At 70.8% G+C, this 18,244-nt stretch carries 14 protein-coding genes and 1 pseudogene; 4 read left to right on the forward strand and 11 right to left on the reverse strand.

What is annotated here, in order from left to right:
• Positions 1–259: 259 nt before the first annotated feature.
• Both BBK14_RS02180 and BBK14_RS02185 read right to left on the reverse strand, forming a co-directional pair.
• Positions 260–1,810, reverse strand: a complete 1,551-nt coding sequence (locus BBK14_RS02180; protein WP_071059592.1) for an LCP family protein — start codon at positions 1,808–1,810, stop codon at positions 260–262.
• A gap of 635 nt (positions 1,811–2,445) precedes the next feature.
• Complete coding sequence (locus BBK14_RS02185) at positions 2,446–4,026, reverse strand: MFS transporter (RefSeq protein WP_071059561.1); 1,581 nt, start codon at positions 4,024–4,026, stop codon at positions 2,446–2,448.
• Between the two features lie 281 nt (positions 4,027–4,307).
• Between BBK14_RS02185 and BBK14_RS02190 the strand changes: the two genes are divergently transcribed.
• The 3 genes from BBK14_RS02190 (at position 4,308) to BBK14_RS02200 (ending at position 9,254) form a co-directional block, all read left to right on the forward strand.
• The gene (locus BBK14_RS02190; protein WP_071059562.1) at positions 4,308–5,726 is read left to right on the forward strand and encodes a carboxylesterase/lipase family protein; all 1,419 of its coding nucleotides are present in this window, start codon (positions 4,308–4,310) and stop codon (positions 5,724–5,726) included.
• 420 nt (positions 5,727–6,146) lie between these two features.
• Complete coding sequence (locus tag BBK14_RS02195; RefSeq protein ID WP_071059563.1) at positions 6,147–7,352, forward strand: ABC transporter substrate-binding protein; 1,206 nt, start codon at positions 6,147–6,149, stop codon at positions 7,350–7,352.
• 174 nt (positions 7,353–7,526) lie between these two features.
• Positions 7,527–9,254 (forward strand): MDR family MFS transporter, encoded by a 1,728-nt coding sequence (locus tag BBK14_RS02200; protein ID WP_071059564.1) that lies wholly within the window; start codon positions 7,527–7,529, stop codon positions 9,252–9,254.
• Here the strand turns inward: BBK14_RS02200 and BBK14_RS41875 are convergent.
• The 4 genes and pseudogenes from BBK14_RS41875 to BBK14_RS34385 form a co-directional block, all read right to left on the reverse strand.
• Positions 9,156–9,386, reverse strand: a pseudogene (locus tag BBK14_RS41875) (CocE/NonD family hydrolase C-terminal non-catalytic domain-containing protein); the annotation flags it as partial. The gene BBK14_RS02200 and the pseudogene BBK14_RS41875 overlap by 99 nt on opposite strands.
• Before the next feature lie 66 nt (positions 9,387–9,452).
• Entirely contained in the window at positions 9,453–10,013 is a 561-nt protein-coding gene (locus BBK14_RS02205) for a TetR/AcrR family transcriptional regulator (protein WP_071059565.1), read from the reverse strand.
• Between the two features lie 212 nt (positions 10,014–10,225).
• Positions 10,226–10,597 (reverse strand): nuclear transport factor 2 family protein, encoded by a 372-nt coding sequence (locus BBK14_RS02210; protein WP_071059566.1) that lies wholly within the window; start codon positions 10,595–10,597, stop codon positions 10,226–10,228.
• 403 nt (positions 10,598–11,000) lie between these two features.
• Positions 11,001–11,468 carry an ABC transporter substrate-binding protein gene (locus tag BBK14_RS34385; RefSeq protein WP_241831049.1) on the reverse strand — a complete coding sequence of 156 codons (468 nt, stop codon included), beginning with the start codon at positions 11,466–11,468 and terminating at the stop codon, positions 11,001–11,003.
• Positions 11,469–11,901: 433 nt separating this feature from the next.
• Here BBK14_RS34385 and BBK14_RS02220 point away from each other — a divergent pair, with 433 nt between their 5' ends.
• Positions 11,902–12,240 carry a hypothetical protein gene (locus tag BBK14_RS02220; protein WP_020464221.1) on the forward strand — a complete coding sequence of 113 codons (339 nt, stop codon included), beginning with the start codon at positions 11,902–11,904 and terminating at the stop codon, positions 12,238–12,240.
• 438 nt (positions 12,241–12,678) lie between these two features.
• Here BBK14_RS02220 and BBK14_RS02225 read toward each other — a convergent pair whose 3' ends face one another.
• The 5 genes from BBK14_RS02225 to BBK14_RS42630 form a co-directional block, all read right to left on the reverse strand.
• The gene (locus tag BBK14_RS02225) at positions 12,679–12,915 is read right to left on the reverse strand and encodes a hypothetical protein (protein WP_071059568.1); all 237 of its coding nucleotides are present in this window, start codon (positions 12,913–12,915) and stop codon (positions 12,679–12,681) included.
• A gap of 460 nt (positions 12,916–13,375) precedes the next feature.
• Complete coding sequence (locus tag BBK14_RS02230; protein ID WP_198541142.1) at positions 13,376–13,582, reverse strand: RNA-binding S4 domain-containing protein; 207 nt, start codon at positions 13,580–13,582, stop codon at positions 13,376–13,378.
• 110 nt (positions 13,583–13,692) lie between these two features.
• Positions 13,693–14,580 (reverse strand): cytochrome P450, encoded by an 888-nt coding sequence (locus tag BBK14_RS02235; RefSeq protein WP_241831050.1) that lies wholly within the window; start codon positions 14,578–14,580, stop codon positions 13,693–13,695.
• Positions 14,581–14,813: 233 nt separating this feature from the next.
• Positions 14,814–15,752: an oxidoreductase gene (locus tag BBK14_RS02240; protein WP_071059570.1), complete on the reverse strand. Its 939-nt coding sequence runs from the start codon at positions 15,750–15,752 to the stop codon at positions 14,814–14,816.
• A gap of 458 nt (positions 15,753–16,210) precedes the next feature.
• Positions 16,211–18,223, reverse strand: coding sequence for a helix-turn-helix transcriptional regulator (locus BBK14_RS42630; protein ID WP_083390649.1), 2,013 nt, complete (start codon positions 18,221–18,223; stop codon positions 16,211–16,213).
• Positions 18,224–18,244 lie beyond the last annotated feature (21 nt).

The following is an 18,244-nucleotide window of genomic DNA, read 5'->3' on the forward strand; positions in this document are numbered from 1 at the left end:
ACACCGGGGTGCACCGCCCGAGTGTCGGGGCGAGACAGCGCCCGCCACCGAAGCGTGCCCATGCCCTGTCCGGGCCAGACTCCGCGTCCATGCAGCCACCGCCATACATAGTCGTTAATCAATATTCAGCTCAGAGCATAAGCACCCTTGGATGTCCTGGTCAGCGGAACGCACCTCACCACTCGTCCGGCGATGTTGGTGGCGCCGGCCAGACGTCTCCCGGACCGCTCGGGAGGTCCCGCCTCAGATCGGGTGGTTTTCACAGCGTGCAGGGCGGTGGCGGCGGCCCCTGCGGTGCGGCGGCCGCCGGGGCTGCGGGCGTCGTGCCGGCGGCGGGTGTGGCACCCGCCATCGCCGGGGCGACGACGCCGGTGTACCCGCTGCCGAGGATGAGGTGGATCCCGGTGATGGTCGAGTCGGCGCGGGCGATCGAGCCGGGTACCGCCGCCTGCACCGTCCACGCGGCCTGCTCCTGGCCGGGGCCGTAGCGCACCTGTGACGCCGCGCGGGGGTCGGCGTTGCCGGCGCTGGTTGCCTGGAACCCCTCCCGCACCAGCGCCGTGGTCACCTTCGCCGCCAGGCCGGACGTGCCGGAGCCGTTGTAGACGGCGACAGCGACCTGCGCGGGTGGGACGGTCACCGGGCCGGGCGTGGCCGAGGCGGTCGTGTCCTCGAGGGTGACGCCCTCGACCTGGCCGCCCAGCGGCATGACGATTTTCGCGAGGTCGACCGGGTCGTAGAGCTGCACCGCGCCGAAGCCGGGCAGCGTTCCGTTGTCCGGGTTTCCGCCGTCGGCGAGGCCGGGCGCGCGGGTCGGCAGTGTCTCGACGTGCATCGTGCCGGCCGCCATGCCCTTCATCGACAGTCCGAGGGCCATGAGCTCGTCGAGTGTGGTGTTACCGAGGGTGACCGCTCCGGTCGCGGCCCGGAGCAGCGCCGACGACTTGAGTGGGTTCGTCAGGACGTCGCCGCTGGTGGCCTTGCGGAGCACGGCGCCGAGGAACTGCTGCTGGCGGTTGATCCGGGCGATGTCGCCCTGCATGAAGCCATGCCGCTGCCGGACGAACGCGAGTGCCTGCTCGCCGTTGACGTGCAGGGTACCCGGGCCGCCGGACCAGCCGCTCATCGTGTCGTTGGTGTTGGTGCTCACCCGCCACCGCTTGTTGTCGTCCTGGAAGTGGTCCTTGAAGTCCGAGGGCAGCACGCAGACGTCGACGCCGCCGATCGCGTCGGTGATCTGTTTGAAGCCCGCGAGGTCGACCGACACGTAGTGGTCGACCCGCATCCCGGTCAGGCTCTCGATCATCTTCACCAGCAGCGACGGGCCGCCGTCGGTGATCGCCGAGTTGAACCTGCCCCGATGCTTCTTGTGCACCTTGCCGGCCGCGTCGGTGTACTCGGGAATGACGACGAGGGTGTCGCGCGGGAACGAGACCATCGTGGTGGCCCCGTCCCCGGCCACGTGGATCAGCATCGTGGTGTCAGAGCGCTGGCCGGCGACGAGCGAGGAGCCGCCGTACTCGTCGCCGGTGCCCGCGCGGCTGTCCGTGCCGACGAGCAGATAGTTCTCGACATCATGGTCCGCGGCCGGACGATCGTCACCCAGGTCAAGGTCGACGTGCGTGACGTTGCCGTTGGCGTAGGCGTACAGCGACCAGCCACCCACACTGAACAGCAGCACTGCGGCGGAAAGCGCGGCCGTGAGCACGGCGCCGAACCGCCCGCCACGGAAACGCCCGCGCCGGGATCGGTCAAATCCACCGTCACCACGCAGGCTTAGCCGGGAGGGAAGCGGCGAATCTCCTGGCACGGCCACCCCTCAAACATCCGCCCGATGTACCCGATTGATGATGATAAGTGAGGTGGGTCGGGTCGAGGCAGGGCGGTGATCGGGTCACCCCAGATGTCCTGGCGATTGTCTGGCGCAGGATGGTTGTCAAGGGTCACCGGTGCCGATTTCGCGGACGGTCAGTGGGCGATCCGAGCGGGAACGGGTTTGACACGGCAGCGGTACCAGACCCGAGGAAGCCGCCAGCGGTCGTTGGTGGAGTCATGCCGGATCCAGGACGTCGTGGTGAACGACGCGGTCCGCGCCCGCAGACACGGTCTTAAACCCGTTCCGAATGATGCTTGGAGTTTGCGCAGGCAGATGATCGGGCAGGCGGGGCCGAGAAACGCCCGGTGGATGTCGACCCGGTGTTCCCACTGGGTGCGGAGCTGGCGAGACTGGTGCAGCCAGGGAAAGGTTCGGCCTTCTGGCCAACGTTGGCGGCCCAGGCCGGAGCCCGTGGAGCTTCCCACGGCGGGTTGGCAGCCACGTCTCCGGGCAGTGGGACCCGAGATGCCCAGGTCCCGCATCCCGGGGCTTGGGGCTTCGCCGTGCTCGTGCCRGCTGCGGGGCCCCGTCAGCGCGGGGCTCCGCCGGGTATGGGCCGGGGCGGTCGCTCAGGCCCTTGCCTCGACCGCGTCCGTCGCTGCGGCGCCCGCGGTGCCCTCCGCCACGGAACCGGCGGCGGCCCCAGCGGCCCCGGTCGGCCGGTCGTGCGGGCTGCGCTGGTCGGGAACGACGGAGGTGGGTGCGGCCGACTTGCGGGCCGGGATGGCGAGGGCTACCAGGAAGGCCACCAGTGCGGCGCCGGCGCCGATCAGGAAGCCGACGCGCAGGCCGGTCAGTGACGGGACCTGCGTCGTCCCGAAGGAGATGGTCATGTTCGCCAGCACGACGCCGATCACGGCACTGGCCGTCGACGTCCCGATGGAGCGCATCAGGGTGTTGAGGCCGTTGGCGGCGGCGCCCTCGGAAGCGGGCACCGAGGCCATGATCAGGGTTGGCATCGCCGCGTAGGCGAGCCCCACGCCGCCGCTGATCGAACAGGCGATGACCAGGACGCCCACGGGGCTGCCCATCAGCCCGAGCGCGGCGACGTATCCGACGGTCATCACAGCTGTGCCGGAGAGGAGGGCGGCCTTCGGCCCGCGGGCGGTGATCAGGCGTCCGGCGAAGGGCGAGACGACCATCATCATCAGCCCCGCCGGCGCCATCCACAGGCCGGTGGCGAGCAGTGACTGGCCGAGGCCGTGCCCGGTGGCCCTGGGTAGCTGCATGATCTGCGGGCAGATCAGCGACATCGCGTACATCGCGAAGCCCAGCACGGTGGAGGACAGGTTCGTCAGGAGCACCGGGCGCCGGGCCGAGGTGCGCAGGTCGACCAGCGGGGCCTTCGTGCGCGTCTCCCACCGGCCCCAGGCCAGCAGGACGGCGACCGCGGCTCCGAACAGCCCCAGGGTGGTGGCGCTGGACCAGCCCCAGGTGCTCCCCTTCGACACGGCGAGCAGCAGCGCGACGAGGCCCGCGGAGAGGGCCACCGCTCCGGGCAGGTCGAAGCTGCCGGAACCCCGGACGGGGGACTCGGGAACCACGACCGTGACCAGCGCCATGAGGATCAGGGTGGCGATGGCCGAACCCCAGAACAGCACATGCCAGTCGAGGTTCTGCGCGACGATCGCCGCGATCGGCAGTCCCAGCGCGCCGCCGATGCCGAGCGACGAGCTCATCAGGGCCATGGCCGGGATCAGCCGCTTCGGTGGGAGAAGGTCACGCATGATGCTGATGCCCAGCGGGATGATCGCCAGACCGAGGCCCTGCAGGGCCCGGCCCGCCACGATCGGCACCAGGGAGTCGGTCAGGGCACAGACCAGCGAGCCCGCCACGAGGATGTAGCCGGAGAGCAGGAGCATCCGCCGCTTGCCGAACAGGTCGCCGAGCCGGCCGAAGACCGGGTTCGCGACGGCTCCGGTGAGCAGGGTCGCCGTGATGGCCCAGGACGCGTCGCTCGCGTTGGAGTGCAGGAGCTTCGGCAGTACCGGGATCAGCGGCACCATCAGCGTCTGCATGAGCGAGACCAGGACGCCGACCGCGGCCAGGACGGCGACGATGGCGCTGGCTCGTGACGGAGCGTCCGTCCCGGCTCCGGAGTCCGGGCCGGGGCCCGGACTCGCTCCGTTCGAGACTTCGCTGGCGTCCATGTGCACCCCAAGATTAGCTGTACAGTACAACTATATGTATCACGCACATCGACGTGATGTCCGTGTACGACCGGTGGGTTCTTGGTCACACCTCGCGCGGAGGGGTTGTCATCTCTGCTGTCGGCTGAGCTTTTCATGCTGTTTGCCCATATTTGGTGCTGGCCGATTGCGCTGACACCAGGGCAATGGGCGCAAAGGTGCAGGTCACGCGCGAGACTTCCGATGTCCCGGGTGGAACAGCCACCTCCCGGGAGCACCTGCTACGTCCTGGGGGGCTTCACGTGAACCTTGTAAGGCACCTGGCGGCCGGTCACGTCCGGGGCGACTATCTCGACGGCATCGCGGTATTCAGCGGGATCCCCTACGCCGCCCCGCTGGACGGCCCCGCCCGCTTCGCCGCCCCCCGCTTACCCGAGCGGTGGACGGGCACCCTGGACGCCACCAGGTTCAGCCCCAGCCCGCCGCAGACCTCGTGGATGGGAGGGTTGGAGTCGCTGTGGCATCCCGGTGACGGCACCGACTGCCTGAGCGTGAACGTGTGGACGCCCGATCCCACCGGGCGTGGTCTTCCGGTGCTGGTGTGGTTCTACGGCGGCGCGTTCCTGATCGGCTCCGCCAGCCAGCCCGAGTACGACGGCGCGACGCTCGCCCGCGGGGGAGCGGTCGTGGTGACCGTGAACTACCGGGTCGGCTTCGAGGGGTTCGGCTGGCTGCCCGACGCGCCGCTCAACCGCGGCCTGCTCGACCAGCTGGCCGCGCTGCACTGGGTGCGGGACAACATCGCGCAGTTCGGCGGCGACCCTGGCAATGTGACGATCATGGGCCAGTCCGCGGGCGGTACCTCGGTGGCCGTGCTGGTGGCGGCGGACGAGGGGCGGGGGCTGTTCAACCGCGCGATCGCCCAGAGCGTCGCCGGTGGCTTCCTCACCCCGGAGCACGCCCGGGCGACCTCCGAGCGCATCGCCGCGGCCCTCGGGGTGCGCGCCACCGCCAGCGACCTGGCAGCCGTGCGCCCCGAGGCCATCCACGCGGTTCAGCATGAGGAAGGCCAGATCACGCCGTACGGGCCGATCCTGGGTGGGGAGCTCGTCCCCGCTCTGCCGTGGCGGCGGCTGCGCGGCGAGGTCGATCTCGTGGCCGGCTCCACCCGTGACGAGTACCGGCTGTTCGCCATCGCGGCGGGCGTGGCGGACGCCGATCCGGCGGCGACCGCGGTGACGGTCGGCCTGCCGCCCTCGGCGGCCGGTGCCTACCGGGCGGCCCACCCGGATCTGTCCGATGCCGACCTGAACGCGATGATCCTCTCCGACGGCGCCTTCCGGATGCCCTCGCTGTGGTGCGTCGGCAACCATCCCGGCCGTGCCTACTGCTACGAGTTCGCCTGGCAGAGCCCCGCCTTCGCGGGCGCGCTCGGCGCCTGCCACGGCATCGACACCCCACTCACGTTCGGCAACTTCGTCGGGACGATGTCGTCGATGCTGCTCGGCAATCCCGTCCCGGCCGGGGTCGTCGACCTGTCGGAGCAGATGCGCTCGGCCTGGATCTCGTTCGCCGCGACCGGCGACCCCGGATGGCCGGTCTACCGGGCGGGCAAGGCGATCACCCGCATCTGGGACGTGCCGTCCCGCCTCGCGGCCGATCCGCAGGCGGTGTCCCGCCAGATCTGGGAGCAGGCCGCGACGGCGGGCTCCGGCCGCTGACAGGTTCCCTGAACCGCGGTCGGCCCGAGTCGCGTCACGAGACCCGGGCAGGCCAGACGGACGGCGGTGTCAGGTGACCGGTAGTCGTCCCGTGACCAGGCGCGAGATCGACGCCTTGTGACCCTGATTGTTTCCGACCGTTTCGGACTGATTGGGGATGGTTCGACACGGCCGGAATCATCTTGTGCGCACGTCGCGCCGACGCCGGCCCAGGGCTGCGAACTGTGCTTTGCGTGACGATGTCTGCGCAGGTCAGGGTCCATATTTGGCGTCCTGGGGGTAGCGGCTACGATCCTCAAACTTCGCTAATGAAATGCTTAGGCACGAGGGTTGGGTGCCGTGGGCGGTCCAGTGAGGAAGGCCTCCACGGCGCACGACATCGCCGCGTGCGTTCGTCCACGCGCTCATAGGGGGACCTGTATGCGTAAGGCTGGAGTGGTAGGACCGTTATCCCTGGTAGCCGCGATCGTCGTGGGTGCCCTGACAGGGTGCTCGACATCGGGAGCAGGAGCCGGGGCGAACGGCCCCTGCGACAGCCCCGGAGTCACGGCCGACCAGGTCAAGTTCGGCTTCATCTTCTCCGACACGGGCACGGGCAGCGAGGCGCTCTCGTCGGCCCGCCTGGGAGTTGACGCCAGGATCGGGCTGGCCAACGAGACGGGAGGGGTCAACGGCCGCCGCGTCACCTACGACTGGCGGGACGACGCGGCCTCCTCGTCCACGAACGTGCGGGTGACCCAGGATCTCAGCAGCTCCACCTTCGGCCTGGTGGGAGTGACCTCCGCGATCGGCGGCTCCCTCGACAGCCTCGAAAAAGAGGGAGTTCCGTACGTCGGTCTCACCCAGCCCTCCTACGCCAAGTACCCGAATGTCTTCGCGCACCTGTACGACGCGGCGCCGGAGACGATCGGCCGGTACTTCCAGGCCAACGGCGGAACGAAGGTCGCCATGGTGAGCACCGGGGGGTCGGCGTTCACCGAGGAGGTCGCCGGGCGGTACCGCAGCGCGTTCGAGTCCGTCGGTCTGCAGGTGGCCCCGCTGATTCCCTTCGCGGCCAGCGTCGACAGCCCGGCGCGGGTGGCCCAGCAGATCGCCGGCAGCGGCGCGAACGCGCTCATGGGCTTCACCACCGTGGACGACCTGGCCGCCATCGTGCAGGCCACCCGCCAGGCGAACCTGGCTCTCACTTCGACCGTCTCGACCAGCGGGTACGACCGCGGCGTGCTCGCCTCGACGGGGCCGGCGCTGCGCGGGGTCTCCTTCCCGGTCTATTTCCACCCGTTCGAGGCGGGCGGGCCGGCCATCGACCGCTACCGCGACGCGATGACCCGTTTCGCGCCGCAGGCCGTCCAGCCCGAAGAGAAGTTCGCCATGTACGGATACATCTACGCGGACATGTTCCTGCGCGGACTTGAGCTGGCCGGCGACTGCCCGACCCGCGAGGGCTTCATCAGCGCGCTGCGGAACGTGACCGACTACGACGCCGGCGGGCTCATCGAGGCGACCGACCTGCGCACCAACGCGACCACCCCGCTTCAGTGCGCCGCGTTCGTCCAGGTCAATCCGGCCGGTGACGCGTTCCAGGTGGTGCGCGAGCGACTCTGCGCCAACGGCCAGGGGAACTGAGCCCTCAGGCGGCGGGTGGTGGTGAGCGGCCCCACCCGCCGCCTCGGTTGACGACTCTCCCGTACGCCCTCATAGTGAGGTTGCCTCACTATGAGGGCTGGATGATGCCGGCCCGTGACGTCCGACGCCGGAGCCCTGTCCCACCTCGGCCGCGGCGGGACAGAAGGAGTCGGCATGGACGTCCCCCTCGACCGCCGCCCGAGCCAACGCGTCGTCGTCGCCACCCTCTTCGTCGCGACGATGTTCATCACGATCATGGACACCACGATCGTCAACGTGGCACTTCCCTCCATCGCCGCCGACCTGGGCGTGAGCTCCGGGTCGATCGACGAGGTCGTGATCGCCTACCTGGTCAGCCTGGCCGTCTCCATCCCCGCGTCGGGCTGGCTCGCGGACAGGTTCGGCAGCCGGCCGGTGTTCCTCGCCGCGCTGGGCGTGTTCACGGCGGCCTCCGCCCTGTGCGGGCTTGCCGGCAGCCTCCCCGCGCTGGTGGTCTTCCGGGTGCTGCAGGGCGTCGGCGGTGGCCTGCTCACCCCGGTGGGCATGGCGATGCTCTACCGGGTCTACCCACCGGCGGAACGGGCCCGGGCGGCCCGGATTCTCATCGTGCCCACCGTCGTCGCGCCGGCCGCCGGCCCGATCCTCGGCGGGGTGCTGACCGACCAGGCGTCCTGGCACTGGGTGTTCCTGGTCAACGTGCCGATCGGGATCGCCGCGTTCGGCTTCGGCCTGGCGTTCCTGACCGGCTCCCGGGTGCCGGGTGCCGGCCGCTTCGACGCGCTGGGCTTCGTGCTCTCGGCGAGTGGCTTCGCCCTCGTCCTCTACGCGCTGTCCGTCGGGCCGAACCACGGCTGGCGCTCGGCCGGGACCCTCACGGCCGCCGGGGTCGGGCTCCTGGCGACCGGGGCCACCGTGTGGTGGGAGCTGCGCCGCACCCAGCCGCTGCTGGCCCTGCGGCTACTCGGCAACGACCTGTTCCGCACCGTCAGCCTGACCCTGTCGATCGCGTTCATGGCGTTCATGGGCGTGCTGTTCCTCGTCCCGCTGCTCATGCAGACGGTGCGGGGCGCCAGCGCGACGACGTCCGGGCTCGTCGTCTTCCCCGAGGCCCTGGGTGTGCTGACCGCCACCCAGATCGCCGGGCGCCTCTACCCGAGGATCGGGCCGCGCCGGCTGATGGCCGGCGGCCTGGTCTTCGCGGCCGCCTCGATGCTCGCCCTCGGCTTTCTCGACTCGGCCGGATCCCTCTGGCCGCTGCGCGCGCTGCTGTTCGGGGTCGGCTTCGGTATCGGCTTCGTGATGATGCCGGCCCAGACCGCGGCCTTCGCCACCATCTCCCCGCAGCGGACGGGCCATGCCTCCGCGCTGTTCAACGCGCAGCGCCAGCTCGCCTCCGCGCTCGGGGTCGCGCTGGTCTCCACCGCGCTCAGCCTGGCGCGACCCGCCGCCACAGAGCCCGGCGGCGGGTCGGTCGTCGGCGACACCGGCTCCTTCCGGTGGGCGTTCGTCGTCGCCGCGGCACTGGCCGCCCTCGGGCTCCTCGCCGCGCTGCGCGTTCGGGACGCCGACGCCGCCCCCACCATGCGCCCACCCGCGGCGGTGCCGGCCACCGCCGCGGGCGCGGCCACCACGCCCGTCACGGCGGCTGGCGCGCCCGCGACCGCGGCCGGCGCGCCCGCCGCGGAGACCGTCCTACTCGGGCACGGTAGGGATGACCAGGGTGGAGGTTCCAGGGCCGGTGCTGACGGTCACGTCGACCGGGCTCGCGTTGGGAGTGAGGACGTCGGCGGCGCCGCCGGAGACCCGGACACCGATGCGGTGGCCGGCGGCGAAGCGGTGGTGGACCGGCCGGATGCCGATCTCGAAGGCGGTGGGCTCCCCGGCGGTCACCGGCGTCGGTGAGGACGCAGTCCTTGCCCAGGAGCAGCGTCCCGGTGCGGCCGTGGGCGGCCGGGCGTAGTTCGAGACCTCACGCCAGCCGGCACCGGTGCCTTCGGGACCCTCGAAGCTCACGAACGTCGGGCGGTCCGGCACGGGGTGTCCGGCAGATCCATCACCCAGCGGTCGAACCAGGCGAGCAGCAGGCCCGGCGCGAGCCCGTCACACTCCGGCCAGGTTGTGGAGACCGGCGCGGACGCGATCGAGGGGCATCTGGCGGGCCGCGACGAGGTAGTCGACGACGTCGGCACGCAGCGCGGTGAACAGGACGTGCGCCAGATAGTCGGTGTCCTCCCCGGGCCGCACGGCCGCGAGGCGCCGGGCGAGCTCGGCGATCCAGTACCGRCTGGACGAGTTCGAGTAGTAGGCGTTCGGCCCGCGGTGCTCGAGTGCCCGGATGAGGGTCCGGTTGGCCACCACGAAGTCGAGCAGGGCGTCGAGGTAGGCGCTCAGCGCCTCGGTCGGGCTGCCACCGGGGCCGAGCGGCGCCGGCCCGTGCTCGACGCGCTGGCTCAGCGCGTTCGCCCGGGGCTGCAGGACGGCCTCGACCAGGGTGGTGCGGTCGCCGAACCTTCGGAAGACGGTGCCCTTGCCGACCCCGGCGGCCTCGGCGATGTCGTTCATCGACACCTCCTCGGCCCCCTCACGGTCGAACAGGTCCGCTGCCGCGGCCAGGATCGCCGCGCGATTACGGGCGGCGTCGGCCCGCTCGACCCCGGTCACCGCCCACCTCCTCCCGCCGCGCGGACCGGCGGTTCGCCGGCCCGGCGATCCGCCGTGTGGCGCCACTCGCGTGGCGCCGGTTCCAGTCCGCGTGCGCGAACGGTTCCAGCAAATTCTGCCAGGAGTTCCGCGATGGTGTCCGGGGCGCCGCCGCTGCCCCGGACCGGTGTTTCAGATGTCCCGATTCAGCCGCGCGCAGGGTTTCCATCAGGTTAAGCGTGTCGGGATTGTCTGACCTCGGGAATTGCGTGCCGCGCTGCCGCCGGGGCGCCTACGAGGGCTGGCCGAGACCGCGGATGAACACGGTGATCCCCGGGCCCCTCCCGCCGGACGGCCTCCGAGTAGTAGCGGCCGCTGGAGATCGTGGTGCCGGCCGGGTCGACGGTCCAGATGACGACCGCCGCCATCTCCATCCCCGTGGCGGCCGCGGCCGTGGTCGTCTCGGTCCGCACCTCGTTCCCGTTGACCGCCGTCCGATGGATCTCGACGGCGGAGCCGGGGTGCGTCTCGAACAGGGTGTTCAGGGTGGCGATCTCCTGGTCACGCCCCCGGAAGCCACGGGCCGGCTGTTGCGGGACGATCATCTCGAAGGCGGGTCGAGGCAGGTCCTGAGCCCGTCGACATCCTTTGTGCTGATGGCCCGGAAGAAGCTCTCGACGGGCCGGAACGGGTCTGCGTCCGAATGAGCAGTGGATGATGTCACGCTGACATCCTTGCGAGGGGAGGAACGGTGGAGAAGCGGGCGGGACACGTTTCCGGATGGCTGCCGATGAATCGGTGGAGCCCTGCCGTTCAAGGCGGTCGAGAAATGCCGTCCTGCGGTCGCGAAATACAGCCGAACAGTGCGGTTGCGAAATGCGTCCGACGATGGCTGTCGCGCTGACGTTCCCCGTCGCGGTGACGTCGCGGTGACCGCCGGGAATCGGTTTCGGTATCGGTGTGCGCGGCGGCGGGGAGAAGAAGTCACCTACCGGACCGGGCGGCTCGTCAAGGGGTGTCCGCCGGCGCCCGCGGCGTCTGGTACTTGGCCCAGTCCGTCCGGCCGAGGCCGACGACGGGGATCCCCTGCTGGGAAAGGTTTTCCAGCGAACCACTGATCGCGGAGGTGGCCGCCACGAGGCCGAAGACGGGCTTACTCCGGAGCAGGTCATCGGTGACATGAGCGTTCTGCGACGGGGAGTTCTGGTCGTCACGCCAGTCGTAGGTGATCAGGCGGCCGTGTATTCCGCCTTCGTCATTGGCGAGGCCGATCCTGGCGTCGATCCCGGCCCGGGCCGAAGCATACGCGGCGCTACCCGCACCCGAATCGGAGACGAGGAATCCGATCTCGACCTGATCAGGCGTGACGCCGGGAGCGCCGCAGGCGCCGGATGCACTGGACCCGCCCCCGCCGGCCGAGCAACTGGTCGCGGCGACCACGAGGATCGTGGCCGCCAGCCCTAACTGTCGTGTCAAACTACCCCGAAACACAAACGTCCCTATCAACGGTAAACGGGAGCGATGGCAGGGTCCGGTGAGCGGTAAACCGGATAAACAGCTCGCGGAGCCGCCGGCCCACCAGGAACCCGCTTTCAGTGGCGATCGCTCTGGACAGGTCAGGATGGTAGCGACCGCCGTAAACCGGCCTGAGTCCGCCTGTTCTCTCTGATGGCGGGCGTGTGCCATCGCCAACTGGCCGACGCGGGCCGCGCCACCGTGCGGCGGGCCTACCGCGGCCTCGCGCCCGCTGCGCCAACCGTGGTCGGCGGCCATCGAGGTGGTGCCGACGGTGGGTGATGGGTGACGTGTCGGGCGTGTCGTTGGGGCGAGCGTCCGCGCCGGCACCGATTCGGGCCGATCGGCGCCGCGGCACTTGACAGGATGATCTATCGCGGCCAGGATCGAATGTATGTTCGATCTCCTCGGAGTCCGGCCACGCCCTCGCACCGTCCAGGATGACTCCGTCGCGCCGGGCGAGCAGTTTCCGTCACAGCGAGTAGCCGATGATTCCCGCCCGCTGTCCGCTCGGGCGTCGAGCGGCCTGCCGCCGAGCGTGGCCCGGGTCGCGGCGCGGACGAGACTGTCCGCCGAACTGCTCGCCGCCATCCTCACCGTCGACGGGCGATCACGGGCGACCCTCGACGACATGGAGCGCGCGGACGCTCTCGCGGACGTGCTCCTCGCCCGCCGCCGGCAGCGGGTCGACCGGCATCGCCCCGAGCTCGCTCGGCCAGCCCGGCACGGTTGACGCGTCAGCCCGCGGTGACGGTCCTGGCCTGGCGGATCCGCAGCTGACGCTGTCCACCGTGACGCCACTGCCGCCATCGCGGGCGGCAGCCTCGTCACTGCCGTCGTAGCCGCGGCCGGTTGTTCTGCTTGATGCCCGTCGGTATCCGGGTCTCTTAGCCGGCCAGGTGTTCAGGCACGAGCGGTGATGTCGGCGATCGTAGGTTGCCTACGTAACGCTGTTCCGGTGCGTCACGCCGCCGGGAACTCTCGGACGCTGCACGATGAGTTCCCGGATGAACAGCTGTCCTCTGTGGAGGACTTCCTCCAGCGCTTTCTTACATCGCCGGCCGTTTATCGACATGCCCGGCTGATGGTTTCTCCCGCCGGTCCTCATGCCCACAGCCAGGGGGCCGTGGTGCACACAGCGGTGATCTGGTGCCGATGGGTACGGCCTCGATCAGCTGTGCGAGTGCRCCCAGCGCAGGACCCGGCGACGGATGGGACGCCGCTGCCCGACAGCCTCGCCGGCCAGGTCGAGGCGGGTGCGGACCGTCCGCCGCTCCGGCTGCGCGGTGGTGGCGCCAAGGGACAGGAAGGTCTCCTCGGAACCGAAGTGCCAGGGGTTGTCCGAGCGACGGGTGGCCGGCTTCTCGTACCCGCTGGAGTGAGTGGCGGCATGGATGGCGTTCAGCACGGCGGGCTCCCGGGTGCAGAGAAGGGGCAGGTGATGAGGCGGTCGAATCTCAACCGCCCTAATTAATAGTGCATGCACCACGGAGTTCTTGTGGGCCCGATCGACGTGACCTCGGACGCACTCGGCAGGGAACCGTGAAAAATGTGACCGACGCCCGTGTCCTGGAACACAATGCGGCCGAAAAGTGTCGCGAGATCGCGACTGCAGGGTTGCGCCGCTCACATTCGGGCCGGCCATCGGTGACGTGTGTCACCAATGGCGGGAATGTGGATTTCGGCGGGATCTCCGGTGGAACGGGCGCCGCCGACGGGCGCGGACCAGGACAGCCGGCGGGCAGCGGGCGGGCGCAGGCGGGCAGTGGAGCCCGTTGCCCGCGAGGGTCTGTCGGCGGCGCGGGGCCCTGGCGGCCGGCATCGACGGGACGCGCCAGCCGATCCGGGCAGGTCGCGCCGGGGATGGATCAGCCGACGCGCAGCTGCTCGCCGGGCAGCGTCACCTCGTCGCCTGGCCGCAGCTGGCGGCCCCGGCGGGTCTCGACCTCGCCGTTGACGCTGACGCTCCCGCTGGCCAGCACCGCCTTGACCTCCGAACCCGCCTCGACGACGTCGGCGAGCTTGAGGAACTGGCCGAGCCGGATGACGTCGCCGTCGATGCTCACTTCACGCATTCCCTCAGCATGCCCGACCGCCGACCGCCGACCGGACCGGCTGGCGGGACGCCGCGGTCGACGACCGGGCGGGGCCCGCGGCTGGGGTCGTAACGATCAGGCTCGCCGGTTCAGGCGGACGGGTCGAGCTGGAGCGGGAGTGCGACAAGCGAGCGGATCGTCGTCGTGAAGGCTGGCTGGAAGCCGTCCGGAACGCGGTAGTCGGGGATGCGGGCGTGCCATTCGCGCAGGGCGATGCGCAGCTCCAGCCGAGCCAGGTGTGAGCCCAGGCAGCGATGCGGCCCCCGCCCGAACGCGATGTGCCGGTTCGCGTCGCGGTTGAACCGGACGGCCTCAGGCTCGGGGATCTCCCGCTCGTCGGTGTTGGCGGCGCCGAGCAGACCGGTCACCACCTGGCCCTTGCGTACCGGGCAGCCGGCGATCTCGGTGTCCTGGGTCGCGAATCGCGCCACCATCATCACCGGCGGCTCCCAGCGGAGCAGCTCCTCCACGGCGTTCGGAATCAGCGTCGGGTCGTTCACCAGCGCATGCCGCCGGTCGGGGTGGAGCGCGAGATGCAGCATCATGCAGTCCAGCGAGGCCGAGACGGTGTCCAGGCCGGCGACGAGGAAAAGGAAGCAGATGTCGAGGATGTCCTCGTGGCTGAGGCGTGCGCCCTCGACCTCGGTCTGCAGGAAGCGGCTGACGATGTCCTCGCCCGGGGTGGAGCGCCGGTCGGCGATGACGGCGTCGAAATACTCGTAGATCGACGCGGCGGTCGTCTTCAACAGGGCAACCGAGTCCTCGTGGCCTCGGGGCCGCCCGGTGATCGACTCGGGCCGGATGAAGCCGTCCTTCATTTCAAGGAAGGTGGGGAGCTCGCCGAGCGGAAGCCCCAGCAGGGCGAGGAAGACCTGCGACGGGAACCGCAGCGAGAACTGCTGGACGAAGTCCACCTCGCTCTCGGTGGCGATCGCATCGACGAGGCCGCGGGCCAGCTCGGTGATCGGCCCTTCCATCTCCTTCATGCGCTGCGGGGAGAAGAGCGGGTCAAGGATCCTGCGGTCAGGAACGCAGGGTTCTCCATGGGATTTCCCGACTCGGGTGCCGTACCCGACGCCGCACTGTCAGTCGACATGTGAGCTCCTCGCCGTAGGCTGCGACGAATTTATACCAAGTATAAAAACGTCGCAGCCTGGCGAAGTGGGCCCGCCGCGCCGTCGCCCGCTGCCGGTGGGTGCCGCGGCGCCACTCAGAGCGGGTAGGTCACCGTGGTCAGCCGCTCGGACAGTTCCCACAGACGTTCGGCGGTCCCGGTGTCCCGCGACGCGGCGTTGGAGGTGACCAGGACCGGGTGGCCGGTCATCTTCAGCAGCCCGGACGGCCCGTAGTACTCGCCACCCCTCGTCGATGGATCAACCGCCGCGCGCAGAAGGGGCAGGGAGCCTTTGAACGCGGAGTGGACGATGGGGTTGGGGATGTGGTCGACGACCTTCTTGAGTTTCCGCTGGATCGGGCTGGGGTTGCCCCCGACCTCCGTGTTCGCGCCACCAGGATGCGCGGCGACGGACCGTGCCGATCCTCCCGCCGCCGTCAGCCGGCGCTGCAGCTCATAGGTGAACAGCAGGTTCGCGAGTTTCGACCGGGCGTAGGCCCGGAACGGCCGGTACTTCTGGGCCAGGTCGAGGTCGTCGAAGTCGATCTTTCCCATCCGGTGCCCGTTGCTGCTGACCGTCACTATGCGGCCGGCGTCGGAGGCCGTCACGGCTTCCAGGACGAGCCCGGTAAAGGCGAAGTGGCCGAGGTGGTTGATGCCGAAGTGCTGTTCGAAGCCGTCCTCGGTCCTGCCCTGGGGCAGTAACATGACGCCCGCGTTGTTGATGAGCAGGTCGATGACGGGGCGCTCCGTGACCAGCGCGTCGRCGGCCTTGCGGACCGAGGTGAGCGAGCTGAGATCCATCTGCAGTACTGAGACGTCCGCCTCGGGTACGGCGATCCGGATGGTGTCCAGGGCGTCCTGTGCCTTGACCGGGTTACGGCAGGCCATCACCACTGTCGCGCCGCGCCCGGCGAGCAGCTTGGCGGCCTCGAAGCCGATTCCGGAGTTCGCGCCGGTGACGACGGCCGTCCGGCCGTTCAGGTCGGGAACGTCGGCCGCACTCCAACGCCGCCGCTCAGGCGCTTCCGCCATGACGACCTCCGCGATCGATACAGGGCGAGGATCTCCGCCCATCTGATGTGAAACCCGTGGCCATATCGAGACCACTGGCAGCACACTACAGGCACTGGTCCGCGTGTGATTCCCGTAGCCCACGCGTTCGCGCATGCCAGGCCCAGCACCAGACAGACCGTCGCCGTCCTGCTTCGGTGGCGGACATCCGCCACCGGGATCACGTGGAACCCGGCGCCTTTGCCATTGGCACGAGGGGCAACTGCGCGAGCCCGGTGGACGTCCGCCCGGCGCGTTCTCGGACCCGCTGCCCGTATACCTGCGTCGCGGTATCCTTGCCATTAGGCGCGCGTCGAGCGACTGGCCTGGAGATTGGCGCCGAAATAGCCGCTGGCCGAGCGGGCCCCGTTGCGGCCCCGTAGGCGGCAGGCCACCCGCTCCCCCGATGCTCATCCCCGGCCGGCCGGGGATGCCTCGGGTCAGATCCAGCCGCGGGCGCGGGCGAGCTGGACGGCCTCGTGCCGGTTGACGGCGCCCAGCTTCGCGGCAGCCGATGACAGGTAATTGCGTACCGTGCCCCTCGACAGAGCGGCCCGGGCCGCGATCTCCTCGACCGGTGCGCCGCCGGCGGCCAGCTCGAGGACCTCGGCCTCACGCGAGGTCAACGGGCTCTCTCCGGCCGCGATCGCCTCCGCGGCCAGCTCCGGGTCCACGTAGCGGCCGCCGCCGTGCACCGCCCGGACCACGTCGGCGAGGACCTGCGCGGAGACGGTCTTCGGAAGGAAGCCGCGCGCCCCCGCCGCGAGCGCCTGCTTGAGATAACCGGGACGTCCGTGGCTGGTCACGATCACGTTGGCGCACCCGGGGACCTCGGCACGCATCGCCTGGGTGACGGCGATGCCGTCCATGCCCGGCATCTGCAGGTCCAACAGCGCGACGTCGGGGCGGTGCAGCCGCCCCATGGCCAGCGCCTCGGGCCCGGACGCGGCCTGGGCGACAACCGCCATGTCGTCCTCCATGGCCAGCAGTGCCGCCAGCGCGCCGCGGATGAGGTTCTCGTCGTCGGCGAGCAGAACCCGGATCACGGCTGCGCCTCGGCCGCGGTGGGTGCGGGTCGCGGTGCCGTGACCGGGCCCTCCGAGACATCGTCCGGGACGGCGAGCCGAACCTCCAGGACGAAGCAGCCCCCGGATTCCCGGGCCACGCTGAGAACGACGCCCAGGCCGGCGAGCCGCTCGCCCAGACCGGCCAGGCCGCTGCCCGCCGTGGGCCCGGGCCCAGGCCCCGCGACGGGCCCTGGGCCCTGGGCTCGGGGCCGCGCCGGGTCGCGGGGCGTGCTGGCTGGCGGTGCCCGGCGCGGCCGGCGGCGCACCGTCGTTGGTGATCCGCAGTACCGCGGTGCGTGCGCGCCCGGGCCCGAGGCGCACATCGAGGTCGACGGTGCAGGTGGTGGCCGCGCTGTGCCGGATCACGTTGGTGGTGGCCTCGCGGACGACCCAGCCCAACGCGGTCTGCGCGGAGGGGGGCAACGCCCGGTCGAGGGTCTCCCGGCTGACACCTCCGGTGATCTGACAGGCCACCCCCGCCGAGCGCAACAGCGCCCGGGCGCCGGCGAGCTCCGCGCCCAGGTCGGCCCGGCGGTAGCCGTCGACAACCGCGCGCATCTCGCGCAGCGAGTCGTGGGCGACCTGGCGAACCTCCAGCATGCGTTCCGCCGCGGCAGCGTCTCCGTGCTCGGCCAGGCGTGCGGCGAGCTCGCTCTGGACGGCCATCAGCGACAGGTTCCGGCCCAGCACGTCGTGCAGGTCCCGGGCGAACCGCAGCCGCTCCTCGGCCACGGCGAGGCTGGTGTGAACCGCCCGGGACCGGTCTATCTCCCACACCACGCCGAGCATCCAGGTCGAGACCCGGTAGGTCAGCGCCACCAGCACAATCGGGTACGCGTAGTACCCGGCCGCCTGGAGCGGTGTGACTTCGGGGCCCACGTCGGCCGCCGGCGCCACGGCGTCCACCATGGCCTGGATCAGGGCGCAGCCGGCGGCCCCCACCACCACGCAGGCGAGCAGCGACGGTGTCCGCAGCAGTGGCGTGACCGCCGCGGTCGACGCGCCACCGGCGATCATCGTCACGATGAGCGTGACCGACATGCCACCGCCGCCGGGATCGGCGTCGAACCCGGGGATGGCGGTGCCCATCGCGGCCAGGACGACCGCGCCCGCGGCCACCCCGGCGATCAGCGGGGCCGCCGCCCGCCGCCCGCCCAGATGGGCCGCGAGCCCGGCGCGCAGCAGCACCACACAGGCCACGGCGTGCAGCGCGGACACGACGAGGAGCCCACCGGCGGCCAGCCCCCAGGCACCCGGCCGGGAGCTGATCGCCAGCAGCACCAGCCCCGGCTCGGTGGCGGAGAACAGGTACAGCGGCCACCGGGTGATGGCGTCCATGCGCTCGGCGCTGCCGCGCTCGCGCCACCAGCGCCACCACCCGGTCATGGAATCCACGGTGTCATGCCC

The organism is Parafrankia soli (assembly GCF_001854695.1).
Taxonomy (GTDB): Bacteria; Actinomycetota; Actinomycetes; order Frankiales; family Frankiaceae; genus Parafrankia; species Parafrankia soli.

Excerpts from the sequence above, each read along its gene's own strand:
- BBK14_RS02185 (WP_071059561.1), bottom strand. The coding sequence starts at position 4,026 with ATGGACGCCAGCGAAGTCTCGAACGGAGCGAGTCCGGGCCCCGGCCCG.
- BBK14_RS02220 (WP_020464221.1), top strand. The coding sequence starts at position 11,902 with ATGTTCGATCTCCTCGGAGTCCGGCCACGCCCTCGCACCGTCCAGGAT.
- BBK14_RS02210 (WP_071059566.1), bottom strand. The coding sequence starts at position 10,597 with ATGATCGTCCCGCAACAGCCGGCCCGTGGCTTCCGGGGGCGTGACCAG.
- BBK14_RS42630 (WP_083390649.1), bottom strand. The coding sequence starts at position 18,223 with ATGACCGGGTGGTGGCGCTGGTGGCGCGAGCGCGGCAGCGCCGAGCGC.
- BBK14_RS02195 (WP_071059563.1), top strand. The coding sequence starts at position 6,147 with ATGCGTAAGGCTGGAGTGGTAGGACCGTTATCCCTGGTAGCCGCGATC.
- BBK14_RS02235 (WP_241831050.1), bottom strand. The coding sequence starts at position 14,580 with ATGGAAGGGCCGATCACCGAGCTGGCCCGCGGCCTCGTCGATGCGATC.
- BBK14_RS02230 (WP_198541142.1), bottom strand. The coding sequence starts at position 13,582 with ATGCGTGAAGTGAGCATCGACGGCGACGTCATCCGGCTCGGCCAGTTC.
- BBK14_RS02200 (WP_071059564.1), top strand. The coding sequence starts at position 7,527 with ATGGACGTCCCCCTCGACCGCCGCCCGAGCCAACGCGTCGTCGTCGCC.